17 protein-coding genes and 1 other RNA gene are annotated in these 14,751 nt (G+C 50.9%); 9 read left to right on the forward strand and 9 right to left on the reverse strand.

The window, feature by feature from the left end; genetic code table 11:
* The first annotated feature begins 9 nt into the window (after positions 1 to 9).
* From acrB to NNN64_RS12700, 5 genes are all read left to right on the forward strand, one after another.
* Complete coding sequence (gene acrB / locus NNN64_RS12680; RefSeq protein WP_137384610.1) at positions 10 to 3,159, forward strand: efflux RND transporter permease AcrB; 3,150 nt, start codon at positions 10 to 12, stop codon at positions 3,157 to 3,159.
* 488 nt (positions 3,160 to 3,647) lie between these two features.
* Positions 3,648 to 4,022, forward strand: coding sequence for an Hha toxicity modulator TomB (gene tomB, locus NNN64_RS12685; protein WP_003021733.1), 375 nt, complete (start codon positions 3,648 to 3,650; stop codon positions 4,020 to 4,022).
* 27 nt (positions 4,023 to 4,049) lie between these two features.
* Positions 4,050 to 4,268: an HHA domain-containing protein gene (locus NNN64_RS12690; RefSeq protein ID WP_002892050.1), complete on the forward strand. Its 219-nt coding sequence runs from the start codon at positions 4,050 to 4,052 to the stop codon at positions 4,266 to 4,268.
* Between the two features lie 188 nt (positions 4,269 to 4,456).
* Positions 4,457 to 5,008: a maltose O-acetyltransferase gene (maa, locus tag NNN64_RS12695; RefSeq protein WP_271441601.1), complete on the forward strand. Its 552-nt coding sequence runs from the start codon at positions 4,457 to 4,459 to the stop codon at positions 5,006 to 5,008.
* 116 nt (positions 5,009 to 5,124) lie between these two features.
* Complete coding sequence (locus NNN64_RS12700) at positions 5,125 to 5,595, forward strand: YlaC family protein (protein WP_271441602.1); 471 nt, start codon at positions 5,125 to 5,127, stop codon at positions 5,593 to 5,595.
* Positions 5,596 to 5,672: 77 nt separating this feature from the next.
* Here the strand turns inward: NNN64_RS12700 and ykgO are convergent, their stop codons facing one another.
* Both ykgO and NNN64_RS12710 read right to left on the reverse strand, forming a co-directional pair.
* Positions 5,673 to 5,813, reverse strand: coding sequence for a type B 50S ribosomal protein L36 (gene ykgO, locus NNN64_RS12705; RefSeq protein WP_005125190.1), 141 nt, complete (start codon positions 5,811 to 5,813; stop codon positions 5,673 to 5,675).
* A 1-nt stretch (position 5,814) separates the two neighbouring features.
* Positions 5,815 to 6,075: a type B 50S ribosomal protein L31 gene (locus NNN64_RS12710; RefSeq protein ID WP_005125189.1), complete on the reverse strand. Its 261-nt coding sequence runs from the start codon at positions 6,073 to 6,075 to the stop codon at positions 5,815 to 5,817.
* A 188-nt stretch (positions 6,076 to 6,263) separates the two neighbouring features.
* Here NNN64_RS12710 and NNN64_RS12715 point away from each other — a divergent pair, with 188 nt between their 5' ends.
* Complete coding sequence (locus NNN64_RS12715; protein WP_271441603.1) at positions 6,264 to 7,817, forward strand: EAL domain-containing protein; 1,554 nt, start codon at positions 6,264 to 6,266, stop codon at positions 7,815 to 7,817.
* A gap of 54 nt (positions 7,818 to 7,871) precedes the next feature.
* Here the strand turns inward: NNN64_RS12715 and NNN64_RS12720 are convergent, their stop codons facing one another.
* Entirely contained in the window at positions 7,872 to 8,225 is a 354-nt protein-coding gene (locus NNN64_RS12720) for a DUF1428 domain-containing protein (RefSeq protein ID WP_061067436.1), read from the reverse strand.
* An 82-nt stretch (positions 8,226 to 8,307) separates the two neighbouring features.
* The gene (gene yczE, locus NNN64_RS12725) at positions 8,308 to 8,919 is read right to left on the reverse strand and encodes a membrane protein YczE (protein WP_271441604.1); all 612 of its coding nucleotides are present in this window, start codon (positions 8,917 to 8,919) and stop codon (positions 8,308 to 8,310) included.
* An 86-nt stretch (positions 8,920 to 9,005) separates the two neighbouring features.
* On the opposite strand from yczE, the gene yczR reads away from it, so the two are divergent.
* On the forward strand, positions 9,006 to 10,433 hold the full coding sequence (gene yczR, locus NNN64_RS12730) for a MocR-like transcription factor YczR (protein ID WP_271441605.1): 1,428 nt from the start codon (positions 9,006 to 9,008) through the stop codon (positions 10,431 to 10,433).
* A 47-nt stretch (positions 10,434 to 10,480) separates the two neighbouring features.
* Here the strand turns inward: yczR and NNN64_RS12735 are convergent, their stop codons facing one another.
* The 3 genes from NNN64_RS12735 to ffs form a co-directional block, all read right to left on the reverse strand.
* On the reverse strand, positions 10,481 to 10,699 hold the full coding sequence (locus tag NNN64_RS12735; protein ID WP_271441606.1) for a hypothetical protein: 219 nt from the start codon (positions 10,697 to 10,699) through the stop codon (positions 10,481 to 10,483).
* The gene (locus tag NNN64_RS12740; protein ID WP_048212417.1) at positions 10,696 to 10,947 is read right to left on the reverse strand and encodes a hypothetical protein; all 252 of its coding nucleotides are present in this window, start codon (positions 10,945 to 10,947) and stop codon (positions 10,696 to 10,698) included. The genes NNN64_RS12735 and NNN64_RS12740 overlap by 4 nt, the downstream gene beginning before the upstream one ends.
* Before the next feature lie 196 nt (positions 10,948 to 11,143).
* Positions 11,144 to 11,240: signal recognition particle sRNA small type (gene ffs, locus NNN64_RS12745), an RNA gene on the reverse strand.
* Between the two features lie 162 nt (positions 11,241 to 11,402).
* On the opposite strand from ffs, the gene NNN64_RS12750 reads away from it, so the two are divergent.
* Entirely contained in the window at positions 11,403 to 11,714 is a 312-nt protein-coding gene (locus NNN64_RS12750; protein ID WP_137384616.1) for an MGMT family protein, read from the forward strand.
* A 31-nt stretch (positions 11,715 to 11,745) separates the two neighbouring features.
* Here NNN64_RS12750 and NNN64_RS12755 read toward each other — a convergent pair whose 3' ends face one another.
* Positions 11,746 to 12,315 carry a YbaY family lipoprotein gene (locus NNN64_RS12755; RefSeq protein WP_271441607.1) on the reverse strand — a complete coding sequence of 190 codons (570 nt, stop codon included), beginning with the start codon at positions 12,313 to 12,315 and terminating at the stop codon, positions 11,746 to 11,748.
* 212 nt (positions 12,316 to 12,527) lie between these two features.
* Here NNN64_RS12755 and tesB point away from each other — a divergent pair, with 212 nt between their 5' ends.
* Positions 12,528 to 13,388 carry an acyl-CoA thioesterase II gene (tesB, locus tag NNN64_RS12760; RefSeq protein ID WP_271441608.1) on the forward strand — a complete coding sequence of 287 codons (861 nt, stop codon included), beginning with the start codon at positions 12,528 to 12,530 and terminating at the stop codon, positions 13,386 to 13,388.
* Between the two features lie 73 nt (positions 13,389 to 13,461).
* On the opposite strand, the gene amtB is transcribed toward tesB, so the two are convergent.
* On the reverse strand, positions 13,462 to 14,748 hold the full coding sequence (amtB, locus tag NNN64_RS12765) for an ammonium transporter AmtB (protein WP_271441609.1): 1,287 nt from the start codon (positions 14,746 to 14,748) through the stop codon (positions 13,462 to 13,464).
* Positions 14,749 to 14,751 lie beyond the last annotated feature (3 nt).

The following is a 14,751-nucleotide window of genomic DNA, read 5'->3' on the forward strand; positions in this document are numbered from 1 at the left end:
CGTTAAGACATGCCTAATTTCTTTATCGATCGCCCCATATTTGCGTGGGTGATCGCCATTATCATCATGTTGGCAGGGGGGCTCGCGATCCTCAAATTGCCGGTAGCGCAATATCCGACTATTGCACCTCCGGCAGTGACGATCTCCGCGACCTACCCTGGCGCTGATGCCAAAACAGTACAGGATACTGTTACGCAGGTTATCGAACAGAATATGAACGGTATCGATAACCTGATGTACATGTCCTCAAACAGTGACTCCACGGGTACCGTGCAGATCACCTTAACCTTCCAGTCCGGTACTGATGCGGATATCGCGCAGGTACAGGTGCAGAACAAACTGCAGCTGGCCATGCCGTTACTGCCTCAGGAAGTACAGCAGCAAGGGGTTAGCGTTGAGAAATCATCCAGTAGCTTCCTGATGGTTGTTGGTGTTATCAACACCGATGGCACAATGACGCAGGAAGATATCTCGGATTACGTCGCCGCTAACATGAAAGACACCATCAGCCGTACTTCAGGCGTCGGTGACGTGCAGCTATTCGGTTCACAGTACGCGATGCGTATCTGGATGGACCCAACCGAACTGAACAAATACCAGCTTACGCCGGTTGATGTAATTTCCGCGATTAAAGCGCAGAACGCCCAGGTTGCAGCCGGTCAGCTTGGTGGTACGCCACCCGTGAAAGGCCAGCAACTGAACGCCTCTATCATTGCTCAGACGCGTCTGACCTCCACCGACGAATTCGGCAAAATTCTGCTGAAAGTGAACCAGGATGGCTCCCAGGTTCGTCTGCGCGATGTAGCGAAGATTGAGCTGGGTGGTGAAAACTACGACATCATTGCGAAGTTCAACGGCAAGCCTGCGTCTGGTCTGGGTATCAAACTGGCTACCGGTGCGAACGCCCTGGATACCGCAGCGGCTATCCGCGCTGAACTGGTGAAGATGGAACCGTTCTTCCCATCAGGCCTGAAAATTGTTTATCCGTATGACACAACACCGTTCGTGAAAATCTCTATTCACGAAGTTGTGAAGACGCTGGCGGAAGCAATCATCCTCGTGTTCCTGGTTATGTATCTGTTCCTGCAGAACTTCCGCGCGACGCTGATTCCGACCATCGCCGTCCCGGTCGTGTTGTTGGGTACTTTTGCTGTGCTGGCGATTTTCGGCTTCTCGATAAACACGCTAACGATGTTCGGGATGGTGCTCGCCATCGGCCTGTTGGTGGATGACGCCATCGTGGTGGTCGAGAACGTTGAACGTGTCATGGCTGAAGAAGGGCTACCACCGAAAGAAGCAACGCGTAAATCAATGGGCCAGATTCAGGGCGCATTGGTGGGTATCGCGATGGTATTGTCAGCGGTATTTATCCCAATGGCCTTCTTCGGGGGGTCTACCGGTGCGATTTACCGTCAGTTCTCCATCACCATTGTTTCCGCAATGGCGTTGTCTGTACTGGTGGCGTTGATTCTGACCCCTGCCCTGTGTGCAACAATGCTTAAACCGATTGCTAAAGGCGATCACGGTGAAGGTAAAACGGGCTTCTTCGGTTGGTTCAACCGCATGTTCGATAAGAGCACGCACCACTACACCGATAGCGTAGGCGGTATTCTGCGCAGCACCGGTCGTTACCTGGCGCTGTATCTGATCATCGTCGTCGGCATGGCCTATCTGTTTGTTCGCCTGCCAAGCTCCTTCCTGCCAGATGAAGACCAGGGTGTATTCCTGACCATGGCTCAGCTGCCAGCAGGTGCAACGCAAGAGCGTACCCAGAAAGTGCTGGACGAAGTGACGGATTACTACCTGACCAAAGAAAAAGCGAACGTTGAATCGGTGTTTGCGGTTAACGGCTTCGGCTTTGCTGGTCGTGGTCAGAACACCGGTATCGCATTCGTCTCTCTGAAAGACTGGAGTGAACGTCCAGGTGAAGAGAACAAGGTAGAAGCGATTACTCAGCGTGCGATGGGGGCGTTCTCGCAGATTAAAGACGCCATGGTATTCGCCTTTAACCTGCCAGCAATCGTAGAACTGGGCACCGCGACGGGTTTCGACTTCCAGTTGATTGACCAAGCCGGTCTGGGCCATGAAAAATTGACTCAGGCGCGTAACCAGTTGTTTGGTGAAGTCGCGAAACATCCTGATCTGTTAGTGGGCGTACGTCCTAACGGTCTGGAAGATACTCCGCAATTCAAGATCGATATCGATCAGGAAAAAGCGCAGGCTCTGGGTGTTTCCATTAGTGACATTAATACAACGCTGGGCGCTGCATGGGGCGGAAGCTACGTGAACGACTTCATCGACCGTGGTCGTGTGAAGAAAGTTTACGTCATGTCTGAAGCCAAATACCGTATGTTGCCGGAAGATATTGGAAACTGGTATGTCCGTGGTAGTGATGGACAAATGGTGCCGTTCTCTGCGTTCTCTTCCTCGCGTTGGGAATATGGTTCACCGCGTCTGGAACGCTATAACGGTCTGCCGTCCATGGAAATCTTAGGCCAGGCCGCACCGGGTAAAAGTACCGGTGAAGCGATGGCAATGATGGAACAACTTGCCAGCAAACTGCCATCCGGTATCGGCTATGACTGGACAGGCATGTCCTACCAGGAACGACTGTCTGGTAACCAGGCACCTGCCCTGTATGCGATTTCACTGATCGTCGTCTTCCTGTGTCTGGCAGCATTGTACGAGAGCTGGTCAATTCCATTCTCCGTTATGCTGGTCGTTCCGCTGGGGGTTATCGGTGCGCTGCTGGCGGCAACGTTCCGTGGTTTGACCAACGACGTTTACTTCCAGGTGGGCCTGCTCACAACCATTGGGTTGTCGGCGAAGAACGCGATATTGATCGTCGAATTCGCCAAAGACTTGATGGATAAAGAAGGTAAAGGTCTGGTAGAGGCGACGCTGGACGCGGTTCGCATGCGTTTACGTCCGATTCTGATGACATCGTTAGCCTTTATCCTCGGCGTAATGCCGTTGGTTATCAGCTCCGGTGCAGGTAGTGGCGCGCAGAACGCCGTCGGTACTGGCGTAATGGGCGGGATGGTCACTGCAACCGTATTGGCTATCTTCTTTGTTCCGGTGTTCTTTGTGGTGGTCCGCCGCCGCTTTAGCCGTAAGAACGAAGATGTTGAACATAGCCACTCAGTTGAGCATCATTGATACATTCCTAAAGATAAGGCCGCGCAAGCGGCCTTTTTTCTGGAAAAAAATCATAAAAAGCGCTTATTGCGATTTCGTTTATTTTCTCTTGTTTAAATAAGCGATATAATCCTTGTGAGCTTAAAGGCTATTCTTAAAAAACGTCACGAACCCTTATTTACTTAAATAAATATTAAGACTATTCCTAGTTTTCGTTCACGGAGTCGGTTGTCGCCTTTCGTTGCTAAACCTAAACAAGATAACTTGATGATTGGCCGAGAATAAAGAAGTTGTTCCATTTCGAATACCGGCATGTATCTGTTAAAATGTAAAAATGGGACTGCATCATAATTTTACATAATTGTAATTTTTCGTGATATGACGATGAAATCTTTTTTAGAGTAGATTATAGTTAAATCATCAGGAGTCGCGGGCAAGTTCCAGGTCGTTTGTTGTATCCATCCCGAAAGGTGTTCGGTTAGTCTAAACCACTAAGAAGGGGATGCGTTATGGATGAATACTCACCGAAAAGACATGATATCGCGCAGCTTAAATTTCTCTGCGAAACTCTGTATCATGACTGTCTTGCAAACCTTGAACAAAGCAACCATGGTTGGGTAAATGACCCTACCTCTGCAACCAGCTTGCAGCTCAATGAACTGATAGAGCATATTGCAACCTTCGCACTTAATTATAAAATTAAGTACAATGAGGACAATAAGCTGATCGCGCAGATTGATGAATACCTGGATGACACTTTTATGTTGTTCAGCAGTTATGGTATTAATACGCAGGATCTGCAGAAATGGCGGAAGTCAGGTAATCGACTATTTCGCTGTTTTGTCAATGCCACCAGGGCTAATCCTGTCAGTTTGTCTTGTTAAAAATTATTACAATCATAGGTAAGAGTTATGTCCGATAAACCATTAACTAAAACAGATTATTTGATGCGCCTACGACGCTGTCAAACAATTGACACGCTTGAACGTGTTATTGAGAAAAATAAATATGAATTGTCTGACAATGAACTGGCTGTATTTTACTCAGCCGCCGATCATCGTCTTGCTGAATTGACAATGAATAAGCTCTACGACAAGATCCCAACATCTGTTTGGAAATTTATTCGTTAATTGCTCATGAGGTTAAGTCAGGTATCGCGAAACATTTGTTTGTCTGACTGACCATTTCCCGTACCAGCAACCATTATTTAATTCAAATCACGTGATTGCGATCACGGTGGGAAAACGGGAACGTTCCCCTTCCCTGCATTGCGTTTTACTGTACTGTGACGGCCTATCAGCAAACAGGAAAGTTCGTAATGAGTGAAGATAAGCAAAAGATGATCGCCGGCGAATTGTATCGCCCGGCAGATGAAACGTTGCGCAACGATCGTCTCCGCGCACGCCAACTCATCCACCGATACAATGCCACCGCACCCGATGCGCAGAGTGAACGTCAGGCTATCTTGCGCGATCTATTGGGTCAAAGCGAAGACGCTTACATTGAGCCCTCTTTTCGTTGTGACTACGGGTATAACATTTATCTCGGCAAAGCGTTTTACGCCAACTTCGACTGCGTCATGCTTGATGTCTGCCCAATCCACATCGGTGATAACTGTATGCTGGCACCGGGAGTCCATATCTATACGGCAACCCATCCATTGGACGCTAACGAACGCAACAGCGGAGTTGAACTAGGGAAACCTGTAACCATCGGGAATAATGTCTGGATAGGGGGGCGCGCAGTGATAAATCCGGGCGTAACTCTGGGCGACAACGTGGTTGTGGCGTCAGGTGCAGTGGTGACTAAAAGCGTTCCGGCAAACACCGTCGTCGGGGGCAATCCGGCACGGATCATCAAAACACTGTGATCTGATATGTAACTGTTATGCTAAATTGTGGTTAATCTGTTACTTTTCTCAGAGAGTATCCCCTTTTAAAATAGGCTGATCCCTCCTGACTATTGCAGACTTCACGAAGGCAAGAGATGACAGAAATACAACGCCTGCTTACCGAAACCATCGACGACTTAAATATTCGCGAAAAGCGCGACAACAAACCGCGCTTTAGCATCAGCTTTATTCGTAAACATCCAGGGCTATTTATCGGCATGTATGTTGCGTTTTTTGCCACGCTGGCGGTAATGCTGCAATCAGAAACGCTGGTCGATTCGGTATGGCTATTGGTTGTACTGTTCGTCTTACTCAACGCCTTTTTCTTTTTTGACGTTGCGCCGCGTTACCGCTTTGAAGATATTGACGTACTGGATTTCAGAGTCTGCTATAACGGTGAATGGTATAACACGCGCTTTGTGCCGCCCTCGCTCATCGACACTATCCTGCACTCTCCCCAAGTCGACAGTGAGCATAAGGCCCAGTTGCAAAAAATGATAACGCGGAAAGGTGAACTGTCATTTTATGATGTCTTCACATTAACCCGCGCGCAGACCAGTCAGTAATCACGCCCCGTCACAAACAAAAAAAGTGCGTCCCCCGAGGGGAACGCACTTCAGTCCCTGCAATGCTGGCAAAGTGACTAACGTCTTTTTTTACGGCCCTGTACCGCTTTAAACCGCGGATTCGTTTTGCAGATGACGTACAAACGCCCTTTGCGTTTGACTATCTGGCAGTCAGGGTGCCGCTGTTTGGCGCTGCGAAGTGAATTGAGTACCTGCATCTTAACCTCGCTTTGTGCCAATGAAGTGGCCGAAACGTTTCTGGAAACGAGCCGCGCTGCCTTCGTTATCGAAGGTTTTTTGTTTACCGGTGTAGTACGGATGTGACTTAGACGAGATATCAAGCGTTACGTACGGGTACATTTGTCCCTCGAACTCAATCTCTCGTTCGGTTTTGATCGTCGAACCGACCTTAAAGTATTCATTGGCACTGGTATCGTGAAACACCACTGGGCGATAAAAAGGATGGATATCCGGTTTCATGGCAACCTCAATTTGTTACGTTATAACATATCCATAAAAATACACCACTCCCGTACAGATCTCAACCTGATTTATGCTATGGGTAATTTATCGGAGTGATAAGTGGCCCTAAATATATGATGCCAATCGAATTGCTTTTTTAGCTTTCGGATATACTTTCTCTACGCTGTGTTAATAAGGATATCACTGTGACAACACGACATCTGATTGGCCTGGTGGCGGGAATACTGGTTCTGTCCATCCTCGTACCGGTGTGTTTAAGCCTGTGGCTGGCACATCGTCAGGTCGAAACGAAATTTATAGATGAGCTTGATTCATTTTCCAGCCGGGTCGCTTTGCGTACGGAACGCGTTGGCGAGCAGGCAAAAAAAGCGCTACGCAAAATAGAAGCCTTCCAGGGTGTGCCCTGCTCAGAGGAACATTTGCTGGAAATGCGCCGGTTGTCCTACAGCTACCGTTATATTCAGGAAGTGATGTACCTCAAAGACAATGTTCCACAATGTTCCTCCCTTGAGAAAAGGAGCCAGGCTGCTGCGTTTCCACCGCCAATGAAAATGACACCGGATGGCTATCGCGCCTGGTTAACCTCGCAAAACGACCTCGGAATACAGCGTTTTATGGCGGCGCTCGGCAGCGAGCATTATGTGGTGATGATCGACCCTGGCTCGTTCATTGATGTTATCCCATTTGGTTCATGGCCTATCGAAGTCGCCATTGTGGGTACAGTAAGCAACGTCGTGGTGGCCAGTAGTGCCGATCTCCCCTTGGACGTGTTACATCAACTGCAAAAAGACAGTTCTATCAGCCATTTTCAAAAAGAGGGCAATATTTATAATTCTCGCCCTTTCCCCGAACTGGGTATCACTATCGTCAGCTGGGCGTCGACATTACCTTTGCAAAAATCCTGGCACCGACAGGCGCTGATCTGGCTCCCGGCAGGGATTATTATTGGCCTGCTCACCGCCCTCTTTATTCTGCGTATTTTGCGCCGCTTGCAGTCCCCCCATCACCAATTGCAAGACGCCATTCAGAACCGGGCTATCAAGGTCCATTACCAGCCCATTATTTCGCTCAAAACAGGAAAGGTCGTGGGTGCAGAAGCACTGGCCCGCTGGCGACAAGCTGACGGTAGCTATCTCTCACCCGATATTTTTATTCCCCTGGCCGAAGAAACCGGCCTGACAGAACCTCTCACTCGTTTGATTATTGAAAACGTCTTCGAGGATCTGGGTAAATGGCTGCATCAACATCCTCAACAGCATATATCACTCAACCTTGAATCGGCCGATTTGAAGTCCGAAGCGCTGCCGGCACTGTTAAGCCACATGGTTAACCACTGGCAACTAAAACCCGCACAAATTGCCCTGGAGCTGACTGAGCGTGAATTTGCCGACCCGAAAAACAGTGCACCGTTTATCGCTAAATACCGTCAGGCTGGCCACCCTATTTATATTGATGATTTTGGTACAGGCTACTCCAGCCTGAGTTATTTGCAGGATCTGGATGTGGACATCCTGAAGATAGACAAATCGTTTGTTAATGCGCTGGAATACAATAACGTCACGCCACATATTATCGAGATAGCCAAAACGCTGAAGCTGGAAATGGTGGCAGAAGGCATCGAGACCGAGAACCAGGAAAGCTGGCTACGTCAACATGGCGTACAGTATGGTCAAGGCTGGCTGTACAGCAAAGCACTGCCAAAGGCGGAATTTATTCTGTGGGCGGAAAAACGACTCTAACAGGGCACTGGCGTGTATTGAGATGGCTGGCGGCACGCCGCACAGCCAGTCACGTCACTCTTCCATAATGGGCGAGAATCCACCGTAGATCATTCGCTTGCCATCAAATGGCATAGACTCACCAAACTCCTTCATACGGGGATCGGACATCATCTTCTGATTCGCCGCATCGCGGACTTCTTTAGAAGGGTATTCAATCCAGCTGAATACCACTTCTTCATGATCCTGCGCTTTGACCGCCATACGAAAATCGGTCAACTTACCGTCGGGAACATCATCAGCCCAACACTCCACAACGCGCAGTGCGCCGAATTCCTTGAAAAGCGGTGCAGCCTTTGCCGCCATCGCGATATATGCCTCCTTGTTTTCGGCAGGAACGGCAACAACAAAACCATCAACATACTTCATCAGATAAACCTCCGAAGTGTACTGCGCGGCAAGCCGATTCCGGCCGCGTCAGTCGAGGTTAAGTTTAGTCGTCAGCTGGCAATCACGCCGTAGGCTCATTCCGAACACGAATACGTGACTGCGGCTGATGACGAAACCACGGCAGGCAAATCTGAATTAACGGTCCAATAGCTAACGCATACAGTACCGTTCCAACACCCACGGTTCCGCCAAGAAGCCAACCGCTGAGCAAAACCGACACCTCGATTGCAGTCCGGATAGTCCGTACAGGCCAACCAGTACGCGCATGAATACCGGTCATTAAGCCGTCACGCGGGCCCGCCCCAAAACCGGCACCGATGTACAGACTGGTCGCTAGCGCATTCAAGATAACCGCCGCCACCAGCAGTCCACTGCGCGTCAGTAGCGATTCAAATCCCGGGATCACCGCCAGCGCGGCATCTGCAGCCAAACCAATCATAATGACATTGCTGAGAGTGCCAAATCCGGGGCGCTGGCGCAGTGGTATCCATACCAGCAGAACCAGTACCCCCACGGCGATGATCACCAGGCCGATATTCATCGATAATAGATTTGCCACGCCCAGATGAAATACGTTCCACGGGTCAGCCCCTAAATCTGAACGTACAAACATCGCCGTCGAAACGCCGTACAGCGCCAGTCCGATATACAGCTGAAGTAAACGACGCAGCATAATTTTCTCCTCACCTCTCAGATAGCTTTCATCTTCACCGCAATTGGCACTATGATTAATGTCCAGTTTTCAGAAAGTGGACTGCTATGTCATCTCGCCGTTATGGAAGCCAGTCCCTGCAGCGCCTGCTCGGGCACTGGCAGGAGACCCCCTCACGTACACCTATCTGGCGACAGTTGGCAGAGGCACTGCGCCTGCTGATCCTGGATGGCCGACTGGCGCTGGATACCCGCTTACCCGGCGAACGCGAGTTGGCCGCCGTGCTTGAAGTCAGTCGCACGACGATTGCCAGCGCAATGGCGCAACTGCGGGAAGAAGGGTATCTGGAAAGCCGCCATGGAAGTGGTTCACGCGTGATCCTGCCGGAACATACCCGTCATGTACCGACGCGAACCCGCACCAGCACCGCGCTGGATTTGTCCACAGCAGCCCTTAGCGCCGGGCCCGAAATTCATCAGGCGTATCAGCAAGCCCTGCTTGCGATGCCACAGCATTTGCTAAGTTCAGGATATTTGCCCCAGGGGTTACCAACGCTGCGAGAATCTATCGCCCGGCATTATTGCGAACGCGGATTACCCACACAGCCGGATGAAATAATGGTGGTGAATGGCGCAGTCAGCGGCCTGGCGCTGATCCTGCGTTTGCTCACGGGTCCCGGCGATCGTGTGTTGGTCGATCATCCTACCTATCCACTCGCCATTGCAGCCATTCAAGGTGCGTCCTGCCGCCCCGTGGGCGTGTCACTGCCCGAACACGGTTGGGATACATCGGGCCTTGTTGCCACTATCGCGCAAACCGCGCCAAGAATGGCCTACCTGATGCCTGATTTTCACAACCCTACCGGACGTTGTATGGATGCGGCGACACGCCAGGCTATCGCCGATATCTCCGCCAGAACCCGCACGACACTGGTGGTGGACGAAACCATGGTCAATCTGTGGTATGACGCCCCGCCACCACCACCGCTGGCGGCATTCCATGATGACGCGCCCATCATCATGCTGGGATCGGCGGGGAAAAGTTTTTGGGGAGGTCTGCGTCTGGGATGGATTCGGGCCTCGTCGCGTACCATTGCTGCGCTGGTGCAGACTCGCGACACATTTGATTTAGGATCACCAGTGCTTGAACAGCTTGCCACGGGTTGGTTACTGGACAATGCGGCCGATTTTCTTCCCGACAGACGGCAATTGCTCACCACCCGGCGCGATCGGTGCCATGACCTGATGAAGACACATTTCCCGGAGTGGCAGTTTACTCAACCGCAGGGGGGACTCTCTTTCTGGGTTGAATTACCCGATACGCTGGCGACGTTGTTTGCCGCGCGCGCTGAAAGTGCAGGTATTCAGTTGGGTACCGGGACGCGCTTCGGCCTGGATGGCGCATTCGATCGCTTCTTACGCATGCCCTTCGCACTGCCCGATGACACAATGCGCTCGGCCTTCCGGACATTGCAACCCATTTGGGACAACCTGCGTTTACAGGCAAGTCACGGGAAAATGCGCAAAATAATATGAGCGACGAGCCACAAAGCTCGTCATGCGCTAACTTAAACCCTCAATATCTACAGTTGGCGGGGAACCGGAAAACCTTTCAGGGAAATAACAAAATTCTCCCCGTCTTTCTTAATTTTCGCCCCGGCATCGCACCAGTCAGAAGCAATACGGAAAAATTCATCGCTACCGACATTCCAGCTCAGACGAACATGTTTCACATAACCGGAACGAAGCAATTCACAGGCTTCGCCATAATTACAGGCGGTTGAGAGCGGTTGTTGTTTCATTTTTTCTTCTTCAGTAATCTACGCAGCGCTTTGATTTCTTTAGGAGTCAGTGCTTCAACCACGGATTCTTCCGTATGCTGGCTATCAATATCGTCAGCGGAGACTCCCGCCTCTTCAATGGCGGAAAACGCGATAAGCAGCAATTTTTCCGTCGAGATACTTAGGTTCTCATTATTCACTTCAGCGTAATGACGCAGCTTTTCTTTTAGCGCCTCATCAATTTTGACATTCAATACTGCGGTCGACATCGTAAAAAGTCCTTGTGGTCAGCCAAAGTCCACCGGGCGCAAGAGTCATATCTCTGCGCGATGGCGACGGCAAAAGCATCAAATAACATCCCCGAAACACATTGACAGCATTTGATGACAATAAAATGACAATACGATGACAAAGAAAAGAAGATGAGAAGAATTGAGATTGCCGGACGGCAGAATTGGGTGGGGGCCCTGCCAGCTACATCCCGGCACACACGTCATCTGCCCTGGCTGCTTCCTTCCGGACCTGACCTGGTGAACAGAGTAGCGTTGCGGGAGAACCAACAGAGCCCCCATTGAGAGCGTTGTTAACCAACGCGCAGGCGCATTATCACTGCTGCACCCTGTAATTGCAACCCATCCCGCATCGGATGCTGTTTTCTTGTGCAATGAAGCTTCACTACCTCGTCATTCGGGATTATGCTGGAGGATTAGCGCAGGAATAAACGATGGATATACAAGACTCTTTCCCTCAACGCGTCTGGCAAATCGTTGCCTCAATCCCCGAAGGATTCGTCACCACCTATGGCGATGTCGCCAGGCTTGCTGGCTCACCGCGCGCTGCACGCCAGGTGGGCGGTGTACTCAAGCGACTGCCTGAAGGTAGCACCCTGCCCTGGTATCGAGTGGTTAATCGTCACGGAATGATTTCACTGACAGGTCCTGACCTGCAACGACAACGCCAGGCATTGCTGGCGGAAGGTATTGTGGTTTCAGGGAGTGGACAAATCGATTTACAGCGCTATCGCTGGGTGTACTAACCCCCTCCGGACGGAGAGGGTTAGTATGCCCTTAGTACTGTGTCGGGGCAGGAACAGCGGAAGACGGATTCACCTGCGTGGGTGACGTTGACGGTACCGTTGTCGCGGCACCACCGCTCGTCTGTACAGGAACGGCCGTCTGCTGGACCGGGACCAGGGTCAGGTCGGCTTTAGTCCCCCCCTGATTAATCACCGTCTGGACGGTATCAGTAATAAAGACCAGCTTATCATTCACCGTAATCGCCGCACTCAGCAGAATACGCGCGTTTGGCTGAATATCTGCCGGATTAAACGGGAGCACGAAGCTGAATGGTGCTTGTTTGCCCTCGGTACGCACAACTTTTTGCGACAGCACTTTTGACGGTGCATCGGCAAGCGATGCATCTGACAGTGTAACGGTCAGCACGGCATCCGGCGGTAAAGCAACTTTCTGGCGGATCCATACCGTACCAGACACATTCGGCTGTTGAATTTTTGACTGTGTGTCAGCAATTGACGTATTAGGACTTGGCGCAGGTGTTTGAATATCTGCACTTTTACCAGCACAGGCCGCCAGAGCGACCGCAACCGCTAAACCACTTACCATGTGCACGAGTTTCATTAAATTCTCCTTCTCATCTATGCACCAGCGAGAACTTTCCTCGCCAGAAGAGTGGTTAACAAAAACATAACATGACTAAGTGTGGCACAAATTAGCAATTTCTGCTTGTAATAGGCCTGTAATTCAGACAATTGCACCCATCGGACCACTTTCAAAATTGCGTTATACTCTGCCTACCTCGCTGCGAGATCGCTATTACCTGGAGAGCACGTATGAGTCTGGCACTGAAAAATTTGCTGACATTGTTAAATCTGGAAAAAATTGAAGAAGGACTCTTTCGGGGCCAAAGTGAAGACTTAGGGTTACGTCAGGTTTTTGGTGGACAGGTTGTCGGTCAGGCGTTGTACGCCGCGAAAGAGACCGTGCCGGAAGAACGTCTGGTGCATTCCTTCCACAGCTACTTTTTACGGCCGGGCGACAGCCAAAAGCCCATCATCTATGATGTCGAGGTACTGCGCGATGGTAACAGCTTCAGTGCCCGCCGCGTTGCCGCGATCCAGAATGGGAAACCCATTTTTTATATGACCGCCTCTTTCCAGGCACCAGAAGATGGGTTTGAGCATCAAAAAGAGATGCCGGATGCGCCTGGTCCTGAAGAGCTTAAATCAGAAACTGAGATCGCCCGTTCAGTAGCTCACCTGCTGCCACCGCTGTTGAAAGAAAAATTTATCAACGACCGCCCGCTGGAAGTCCGTCCGGTGGAATTTCATAATCCGTTAAAAGGTCACGTTGCCAACCCGACTCGCCAGGTATGGATCCGCGCTAACGGCACGCTGCAGGACGATCTTCGTGTACATCAGTATCTGCTCGGTTACGCCTCTGATCTGAACTTCCTGCCCGTTGCTTTACAGCCGTATGGCATTGGTTTTCTGGAAAAAGGGATTCAGATCGCTACGATCGACCATTCTATGTGGTTCCATCGTCCTTTTAATATCAATGAGTGGTTGTTGTACAACGTAGAAAGTACATCGGCCTCCGGTGCCCGGGGGTTTGTACGCGGGGAGTTCTATACGCAGGATGGCGTGCTGGTCGCCTCTACCGTGCAGGAAGGGGTAATGCGTAATCGTAATTGATTTCTTTTCCGGCCTACAGGGTAAATTGTTGTAGGCCGGAAAAGCGTTTAGCACTATCCGAGAAATTGAAACATCAGGCGTTGTAGGCGTTTTCGCCGTGGCTGTTCACATCCAACCCTTCGCGCTCCTGCTCTTCCGGTACGCGCAGACCTACCGTCATGTCCGCCAATTTATAGCCGATAAATGCCACGACACCGGACCAGACAATGGTGATCGCCACACTTTCCAACTGCACAAGAAGCTGATGCCCCATGGTAACACCTTCGGCAAAGCCCACTCCGCCTAAAGAGCTGGCGGCGAATACGCCAGTCAGGATACATCCGACAATCCCACAGACACCGTGAACACCGAAGACATCACACGGGTCATCAACGCGCAGAAAGCGCTTCAGCATCGTCACTCCCCACAGCCCTGCCAAACCGGCAACCACGCCGATGATCAACGCCCCACCAACACCAATATAACCACAGGCAGGCGTCACACCAACCAGACCCGCAATGGCACCAGAACAGGCTCCCAGCAATGATGGTTTGCCACGCAGCGCCCATTCACCGAAGATCCAGCCGAGAATAGCGGCCGCGGTTGCAACAACGGTATTCACGAAGGCCAGCGCGGCAATTTCATTCGCCATCCCCGCGGAGCCCGCGTTAAAGCCAAACCAGCCGATATAGAGAATAGCCGTGCCGGTAAAAACCATTGGCAGGTTATGCGGCTTAAACGCTTCTTTGCCAAAACCGACCCGTTTACCAATCAGATAAGCCCCAACCAGACCGGCAATCGCGGCGTTGATATGCACTACCGTGCCGCCTGCAAAATCCAGCGCACCGTGAGTAGCCAGCAAACCACCGCCCCAGACCATGTGTGCAATAGGGATGTAGGACAACGTCAGCCACACCACCACAAAAATCAGCACCGCAGAGAACCGTATGCGCTCCGCCAACGCACCGACGATAAGCCCAACAGTGATACAGGCGAAAGACCCCTGAAAAGCAACATGAATATACTGATAGATACTCCCCGTCACCGCCGTCAGTGCAATATTCTTCAGCATGACCCAGTTGAAGTTACCAAAAAAATTATTTCCTTCGCCGAACGTCAGCGAGTAGCCATAAACGACCCACAAAATACAGACCAGAGCGAATGTCACCGTAACCTGGGTCAGCATTGACAGCACGTTCTTACCGCGAATTAAACCGCCGTAGAACAACGCAATGCCAGGAATAGTCATAAACAGCACCAGCGCAGTGCAAATCATCATAAAAGCGTTATCGGCTTTATCCGCGACCGCCGGTGCCGCCATCGCCAGTCCCGGCAGCAGCGCCAGTGATGCAATACCCGTTTTCATCGTTGCTATCTTCATCTT

The sequence above is a fragment of the Citrobacter sp. Igbk 14 genome, assembly GCF_028069825.1.
Taxonomy (GTDB): domain Bacteria; phylum Pseudomonadota; class Gammaproteobacteria; order Enterobacterales; family Enterobacteriaceae; genus Citrobacter.